This window comes from Enterobacter sp. 120016, from assembly GCF_018383635.1.
In the GTDB taxonomy this organism is placed as follows: domain Bacteria; phylum Pseudomonadota; class Gammaproteobacteria; order Enterobacterales; family Enterobacteriaceae; genus Enterobacter; species Enterobacter asburiae_D.
Map to the genome: position 1 here is coordinate 48,333 of NZ_JAHAWC010000022.1, position 8,385 is coordinate 56,717.

Below are 8,385 nucleotides of genomic sequence, written 5' to 3' on the forward strand. Positions count from 1 at the left end.
TTAATCGACGTTCAGCGCGTCATTGACCAGATCTTGTTGCTGCTTCTGGTGAACGGACATATACCCTACCGCCGGAGAGGCGGAGGCCGGGCGACCTGCATAGCGCAGGGCTGACCCAAATGGAATCACTTCACGGAAATGATGCTGGCTGCAGTACCATGCGCCCTGGTTGAGCGGCTCTTCCTGGCACCAGACAAAATCATGTACGTGAGCATATTGTTTCAGCACTTCCTGCATCGCCTGATGCGGGAACGGATAAAGCTGTTCGATACGCACGATGGCGACATCTTTCTGATCGTTCTTACGGCGCTGTTCCAGCAGGTCGTAATAAACCTTACCAGAACACATTACGACACGCTTCACGGCCTGCGGATCCAGCTCGTCAATTTCGCCGATGGCCGGCTGGAAGGTACCGTTCGCCAGTTCTTCCAGGCTGGAGACCGCCAGCGGATGACGCAGCAGGGATTTCGGCGACATCACCACCAGCGGACGGCGCATACCGCGCAGCGCCTGACGACGCAGCATGTGGTACACCTGAGCCGGAGTGGACGGCACGCAGACCTGCATGTTCTGCTCGGCGCAGAGCTGCAGATAACGTTCCAGACGCGCGGAGGAGTGCTCCGGACCCTGACCTTCATAACCGTGCGGCAGCAGCATCACCAGGCCACACATACGGCCCCACTTCTGCTCGCCGGAGGAGATGAACTGGTCGATAACCACCTGCGCGCCGTTGGCGAAGTCACCGAACTGCGCTTCCCAGATGGTCAGGGTGCGTGGTTCAGCGGTGGCGTAACCGTATTCGAAAGCCAGCACCGCTTCTTCAGACAGCACGGAGTCCCAGACCTTGAACTGGCCCTGACCGTTGTGCACGTGCTGCAGCGGGGTGTAGGTTGAACCGTTGGACTGGTTGTGAACCACCGCGTGACGGTGGAAGAAGGTACCACGGCCCGCATCTTCACCGGAAAGACGAACAGGAATGCCTTCGTCAACCAGCGTTGCGTAGGCCAGCGTTTCCGCACCGCCCCAGTCAAACAGCTTCTCGCCTGCCGCCATGGACTGACGGTCAGCGTAGATTTTCTGCACGCGAGACTGCATCTCGATAGCGTCCGGTACGGTGCTGATGCGTTTAGCCAGCTCCTGCAGGCGCTTCATCTCAACCTTGTTCGGGTAGCTCTCATCCCACTCGTGGTTGAGGTACGGCGACCAGGTAAAGGAGTGCATGTTCATTGGACGCAGCTCTTTCACCACGCATTCACCCGCATCCAGCGCGTCGCGGTAGAGGTTGACCAGCTCGGTCGCATCTTCCAGCGTCGCCACTTTGTCCGCTTCCAGCTTGTCAGCATAGATTTTGCGCGGGGTCGGGTGTTTTTTGATTTTCTGATACATCAACGGCTGGGTTGCACTTGGCTCATCCGCTTCGTTGTGGCCGTGACGGCGATAGCAGAACAGGTCGATCAGCACGTCGCGTTTAAAGGTGTTACGGAAGTCGAGCGCCAGACGGGTAACAAAAGCAACCGCCTCCGGGTCATCCGCATTCACGTGGAAGATTGGCGCCTGCACCATCTTACCGATGTCGGTGCAGTACGGGGTAGAACGCGCGTCAAGCGGGTTAGAGGTGGTGAAGCCCACCTGGTTGTTGATCACGATGCGAACGGTACCGCCCACTTCGTAACCCCGCGCTTTCGACATGTTCAGGGTTTCCTGAACCACGCCCTGACCGGTAATCGCCGCATCGCCGTGAATGGTGATTGGCAGAACTTTGTTGCTGCTCGGCTCGTCCAGACGATCCAGACGCGCACGCACGGAACCGATAACCACCGGGCTAACGATTTCCAGGTGTGACGGGTTAAACGCCAGCGCCAGGTGAACCAGACCGCCTTCGGTTTCGATATCCGACGAGAAGCCCATGTGGTACTTCACGTCGCCGGTGCCGAGGTGTTCTTTATGTTTGCCCGCGAATTCGTCGAACAGGTCCTGCGGTTTTTTACCCAGCACGTTGACCAGCACGTTCAGACGGCCGCGGTGCGCCATACCCAGTACCACTTCACGGGTGCCGCTCTTGCCTGCGTGACGAATCAGCTCTTTCAGCATCGGCACCAGCGCGTCGCCGCCTTCCAGCGAGAAGCGTTTTGCGCCCGGGAATTTCGCGCCCAGATAGCGCTCAAGCCCTTCCGCTGCGGTCAGTTCGTTCAGGAAGCGTTTTTTCTCGTCAGCCGAGAAGGTCGCGTGGCCCGCTACGGATTCGATGCGCTGCTGGATCCAGCGTTTCTCTTCGGTAGAGGTAATGTGCATGTATTCCGCGCCGATGGAGCCGCAGTAGGTTTGCTTGAGCGCGTCAATCAGATCGCCCAGCTTCATCGTGTCTTTGCCGATGGCAAAGGAACCTACGTTAAAGCTTTCCTGGAAATCGGCCTCGGTCAGATCGTGATACGCCGGATCGAGATCGGCCACACGGTCTTGTTTCCACAGTCCCAGCGGATCGAGATTCGCATGCTGGTGACCGCGGAAGCGATAAGCGTTGATAAGCTGCAGGACTTTAACCTGCTTCGCATTGGTGTCAGGGTCGGAAATCGCAGAAGAGTAACGTGAGGCATCCTTCGCCAGACGACGGAAATAATCACGTGTTTTGGAATGGAATTGATCCGGTTTGACCCCTGTGCCAGGCAACTGCTGGAACATGGAACGCCAGTTTGCGTCCACTGAGTCAGGATCGGTTAAGAAGTCTTCATAGAGCTGTTCAATCCAGCTCTGGTTTGCACCAGAAAGGAAAGAAGAGTCCAGCCAGGCTTTCATTGCGCCGTTCTGCATCGTGATCCCTTAAGCATTTTTATGCTTACTTTCGCCGTAGAAACTACCACGCACACCACGTGTACGTGCCGGGGTTCACCTGCGAGCTCTTTTCATTTGGCCCGCGAAGGAACCTTTAGAAACTGTCTTAAGGGTTTCCCCTCACCCCGACCCTCTCCCGTGGGGAGAGGGGGAAGGTCGTCGGCAGTTTTTAAAGATTTCCTGCAATCTGTTCCCTCTCCCACAGGGAGAGGGTTAGGGTGAGGGGAACAGCGCTCCCCTCTCACTACTTACGCACTGCGCTGCAGCAGCATCGACTTAATATGGCCGATAGCGCGCGTCGGGTTCAGCCCCTTCGGACACACACTGACGCAGTTCATGATGCTATGGCAGCGGAATACGCTGAAAGCGTCACTCAGTCCTTCCAGACGGCTGTCGGTTTCGGTGTCGCGGCTATCGATCAGGAAGCGATAGGCAGCCAGCAGACCGGCCGGGCCGATAAACTTGTCCGGGTTCCACCAGAACGACGGGCAGGACGTTGAACAGCATGCGCAGAGAATACACTCGTACAATCCATCGAGTTTTTCACGCTGCTCAGGAGACTGTAAGTGCTCGCGAGCGGGTGGATTTTGCCCATTATTCAATAAGTAAGGCTTAATCTTCTCATATTGTGCATAGAATTGCCCCATGTCTACCACCAAATCACGCACGACCGGCAGGCCTGGCAGAGGACGGATAACAATTTTCTGACCCGGACGCTGCAGCGCTGAAATTGGCGTGATGCAGGCCAGGCCATTTTTGCCGTTCATGTTCACCCCGTCAGAACCACACACCCCTTCACGGCAGGAGCGGCGGAACGACAGCGTTGGATCTTTTTCTTTCAGCTGGATTAACGCATCCAGCAGCATCATATCGCGACCTTCTTCCGCTTCCAGGGTGTAATCCTGCATACGCGGAGCGTCGTCTACATCCGGGTTATAACGATAAACTGAGAATTCGAGTTTCATTATCCTGTCTCCGCATTAGTAAGTACGAATCTTCGGCGGGAACGCCGGACGCAGTTTCGGTTCCATATTGACGCTACGACGCGTCATGGATTCCGACTCTGGCAGATACAGGGAATGGCACAGCCAGTTTTCGTCATCACGATCCGGGAAGTCGAAGCGACTGTGCGCGCCACGGCTTTCGGTACGGAAGTTTGCCGACATCGCGGTCGCGAACGCGGTTTCCATCAGGTTATCCAGCTCCAGGCACTCAACGCGCTGGGTGTTGAACTCGCTGGAGGTGTCGTCCAGACGGGCATTTTTGAGACGCTCGCGGATCGCTTTCAGCTGCTCAAGACCTTTCGCCATCGCGTCGCCTTCGCGGAATACCGAGAAGTTGTGCTGCATACATTCCTGCAGCGCTTTACGGATTTCCACCGGATCTTCGCCGTTACGGTTACCGTTCCAGCGGTTGAGGCGCTCAAGAGAGGCATCAATTTCGTCGTCGGTCGCATCACGCAGCGCGCCCTGCTCGGCAATGGATTCCTGCAGATGCAGACCCACTGCACGACCAAACACCACCAGGTCCAGCAGGGAGTTGCCGCCCAGACGGTTTGCACCGTGTACGGATACGCAGGCAATTTCGCCTACCGCAAACAGGCCCGGGATGACCACGTCTTCGCCCTGCTCGTTCACGGTCAGCGCCTGACCGGTCACTTTGGTCGGAATACCGCCCATCATGTAGTGGCAGGTTGGGATAACCGGAATCGGCTCTTTCACCGGGTCGACGTGTGCGAAGGTGCGGGACAGTTCCAGGATGCCCGGCAGACGGGATTCCAGAACTTCTTTACCCAGATGGTCGAGCTTCAGCTTCGCGTGTGGACCCCATGGGCCGTCACAGCCGCGGCCTTCACGGATTTCGATCATGATGGAACGCGCCACCACGTCACGACCCGCCAGGTCTTTCGCATTCGGGGCATAACGCTCCATGAAGCGCTCGCCGTGCTTGTTCAGCAGGTAACCACCTTCACCACGGCAGCCTTCCGTCACCAGAACGCCCGCGCCGGCGATACCGGTTGGGTGGAACTGCCACATCTCCATATCCTGCACCGGCACGCCCGCGCGGATAGCCATACCGACACCGTCACCGGTGTTGATGTGGGCGTTGGTGGTGGACTGATAGATACGGCCTGCGCCGCCGGTCGCCAGCACGGTAGCGCGAGCTTTGAAGTAAACCACTTCACCGGTTTCGATGCACAGCGCGGTACAGCCGACAACTGCGCCATCGGCGTTTTTCACCAGATCCAGCGCATACCACTCGGAGAAGATAGTGGTGTGGTTTTTCAGGTTCTGCTGGTACAGGGTGTGCAGCAGCGCGTGACCGGTACGGTCAGCCGCCGCCGCGGTGCGTGCCGCCTGCTCGCCGCCGAAGTTTTTCGACTGGCCGCCAAACGGACGCTGATAGATAGTGCCATTTTCCAGACGGGAGAATGGCAGACCCATATGGTCCAGCTCCAGAATCGCTTCCGGGCCGGTTTTACACATATATTCGATGGCATCCTGGTCGCCGATGTAGTCGGAACCTTTTACCGTGTCATACATGTGCCATTCCCAGTTGTCTTCATGGGAGTTACCCAGCGCAACGGTGATACCGCCCTGCGCAGACACGGTGTGGGAACGGGTCGGGAAAACTTTAGAGAGCAGCGCACAGGTCTGGCCGCTCTGGGAAATTTGCAGTGCGGCACGCATACCTGCGCCACCGGCACCAATCACAACAGCATCAAATTCTCTGACTGGCAGTTTCATTACACACCCCACACCACAACGAATCCATAAATAACGTAAACCACCAGTGCAACGACAATGGCCAGCTGCAGCGGGAGGCGAATCGCCAGCGGTTTAACGTAATCGGTCAACACCTGCCACATGCCAATCCAGGCATGAATAAGGATGGAGAACAGAGCCAGCAGGGTGAACACTTTGGTGAAGGCGGAGCCGAAGAACCCACTCCAGATTTCCCACGTCAGCGTGCCGCTGGTCGCGAAGAAACCGATCATATAGATGATGTAAAGCGTGAGAACGATGGCGGTAGCACGGACCAGGATGAAGTCATGTACGCCGTTGCGTCCTAATGCGGAGGCGTTGCTTACCATACGAGAACTCCTGCGAGAAGTGAAAGCACGACTGTAATCACAAATGAAATGTTAGCGGAGCGTTTCCCGGCTTCGAAAGTCTCTTCCAGGTAGCCAAAGTCCATCAGCATATGGCGAACACCCACGACGACGTGGTACGCCAGCGCGGTCAGAATGCCCCACATGATGAATTTCACGAAGAAGCTGTTCATGATGGCAGAGGCCTGGAGGAATCCTTCAGGAGAAGAGAGGCTGGTCCCCAGCAACCACAGCAGAATACCGACCGCCACAAACGTAATCACACCGGATACACGGTGCAAAATGGACGCTATTGCTGTTACAGGGAACCGGATCGTTTTGAGATCCAGATTGACAGGTCTTTGTTTTTTCACATTTCTTATCATGAATAACGCCCACATGCTGTTCTTATTGTTTCCTTCCTCCGGACTGCGATGCGGGTCAAGCAGCGTTCCTTTTCTATAACTGCGCGTCATGCAAAACATTGCTTCCAGATGCTAAAACGACACGTTACAACGCTGGGTGGCTCGGGATTGCAGGGTGTTCCGGAGACCTGGCGGCAGTATAGGCCGTTCACAAAATCATTACAATTAACCTACATACAGTTTGTCGGGTTTTCTCTGGAACAGTGATCAGGGTCACGATAACAACATCTTTTTAATTTTTAATCATCTGATTTGACAAATGTTAAACAATATTGTTACAAACGTCATCAGAAAAGGCATATAATGCGCAAAAGTTATGAGGTCTCACTTTCACCTGACAAATAGTTATGTAACAGTGTGATGGTATTGACCGAAGTTATCAGGACAGTTATTAGTGATATACAGGTTTGAATAATTCGGACTGCAAAAACGCTGATTTGCTGTTGTTTCACTGATATTTCATTCGTTTACCTGCAAGGCGCCATAGCTCTGTACCCTGGTTTGTCCTCGTGAGCTGAGCGGTAAGCCAAATAACAATCTGGTAACGGTGATCTACAGCTGAAAGCAAATCCGGTGAAGCGCAGTCTTAAGCATAAGGCGCTAAGGAGACCGTAAATGGCTGATACAAAGGCAACGCTCACCCTAAATGGTGACACTGCTATTGAACTGGATGTGCTAAAAGGCACGCTCGGTCAGGATGTTATTGATATCCGTACGCTGGGTTCTAAAGGTATGTTCACCTTTGACCCTGGATTTACCTCTACCGCATCTTGCGAATCCAAAATCACCTACATTGACGGTGACGAAGGTATCCTGCTCCATCGCGGCTTCCCCATCGATCAGTTAGCCACCGAATCCAACTATCTGGAAGTGTGCTACATCCTGCTGAACGGCGAAAAACCGACGCAGGCACAGTACGATGAATTCAAAACCACCGTGACCCGTCACACCATGATCCATGAGCAGATCACCCGTCTGTTCCATGCGTTCCGCCGTGACTCTCACCCAATGGCGGTGATGTGCGGGATTACCGGTGCGCTGGCGGCGTTCTACCACGACTCCCTTGACGTGAATAACCCGCGTCACCGTGATATCGCGGCGTTCCGCCTGCTGTCCAAAATGCCGACCATGGCGGCGATGTGCTACAAATACTCTATCGGCCAGCCGTTTGTGTATCCGCGCAACGATCTCTCCTACGCGGGTAACTTCCTGCGCATGATGTTCTCCACGCCGTGCGAAGAGTACGAAGTGAACCCGGTGCTGGAACGCGCGATGGACCGTATTCTGATCCTGCACGCTGACCACGAACAGAACGCCTCTACCTCTACCGTCCGTACCGCGGGCTCTTCAGGCGCGAACCCGTTCGCCTGTATCGCTGCGGGCATCGCCTCCCTGTGGGGACCGGCGCACGGCGGCGCGAACGAAGCGGCACTGAAGATGCTGGAAGAGATCAGCACCGTTGAGCACATTCCTGAGTTCGTGCGTCGCGCGAAAGACAAGAATGACTCCTTCCGCCTGATGGGCTTCGGTCACCGTGTTTACAAAAACTACGACCCGCGCGCTACCGTCATGCGTGAGACCTGCCACGAAGTGCTGAAAGAGCTGGGTACCAAAGATGACCTGCTGGAAGTGGCGATGGAGCTGGAACACATCGCGCTGAACGACCCGTACTTCATCGAGAAGAAACTCTACCCGAACGTCGATTTCTACTCTGGCATTATTCTGAAAGCGATGGGTATTCCGTCTTCCATGTTCACCGTAATCTTCGCCATGGCCCGTACCGTAGGCTGGATTGCGCACTGGAACGAAATGCACAGCGAAGGCATGAAAATCGCCCGTCCTCGTCAGCTGTATACCGGCTACGAGCAGCGTGATTTTAAGTCTGATATTAAGCGCTAACAGGAGTTGGGTGCGGCCTGATGCCCTCACCCCGGCCCTCTCCCACTGTACAGTCCGGGGACATGGTAGACAGGTGTTCGGGGACATGGTGAACACTTTTTAACATCCTTTACCCATGGTGATCGACTTTTTCTTCAGGTC

6 protein-coding genes are annotated in these 8,385 nt (G+C 55.3%); 1 reads left to right on the top strand and 5 read right to left on the bottom strand.

Annotation, left to right across the window (positions count from 1 at the left end):
* The 5 genes from sucA to sdhC all read right to left on the bottom strand — a co-directional run bounded on the left by sucA (position 1) and on the right by sdhC (position 6,321).
* Entirely contained in the window at positions 1-2,808 is a 2,808-nt protein-coding gene (gene sucA, locus KIF87_RS21210) for a 2-oxoglutarate dehydrogenase E1 component (RefSeq protein WP_213330569.1), read from the bottom strand.
* A gap of 269 nt (positions 2,809-3,077) precedes the next feature.
* Positions 3,078-3,794 (bottom strand): succinate dehydrogenase iron-sulfur subunit SdhB, encoded by a 717-nt coding sequence (gene sdhB, locus KIF87_RS21215; RefSeq protein WP_008501090.1) that lies wholly within the window; start codon positions 3,792-3,794, stop codon positions 3,078-3,080.
* A gap of 15 nt (positions 3,795-3,809) precedes the next feature.
* Entirely contained in the window at positions 3,810-5,576 is a 1,767-nt protein-coding gene (gene sdhA / locus KIF87_RS21220; RefSeq protein ID WP_014883036.1) for a succinate dehydrogenase flavoprotein subunit, read from the bottom strand.
* A complete protein-coding gene (sdhD, locus tag KIF87_RS21225; RefSeq protein WP_008501088.1) occupies positions 5,576-5,923 on the bottom strand; it encodes a succinate dehydrogenase membrane anchor subunit in 348 nt (115 codons plus the stop codon). The genes sdhA and sdhD overlap by 1 nt, the downstream gene beginning before the upstream one ends.
* Complete coding sequence (gene sdhC / locus KIF87_RS21230; RefSeq protein ID WP_020684965.1) at positions 5,917-6,321, bottom strand: succinate dehydrogenase cytochrome b556 subunit; 405 nt, start codon at positions 6,319-6,321, stop codon at positions 5,917-5,919. Before sdhC ends, sdhD begins: the two co-directional genes overlap by 7 nt.
* 639 nt (positions 6,322-6,960) lie before the next feature.
* Here sdhC and KIF87_RS21235 point away from each other — a divergent pair.
* Positions 6,961-8,244: a citrate synthase gene (locus KIF87_RS21235; protein WP_213330571.1), complete on the top strand. Its 1,284-nt coding sequence runs from the start codon at positions 6,961-6,963 to the stop codon at positions 8,242-8,244.
* Positions 8,245-8,385 lie beyond the last annotated feature (141 nt).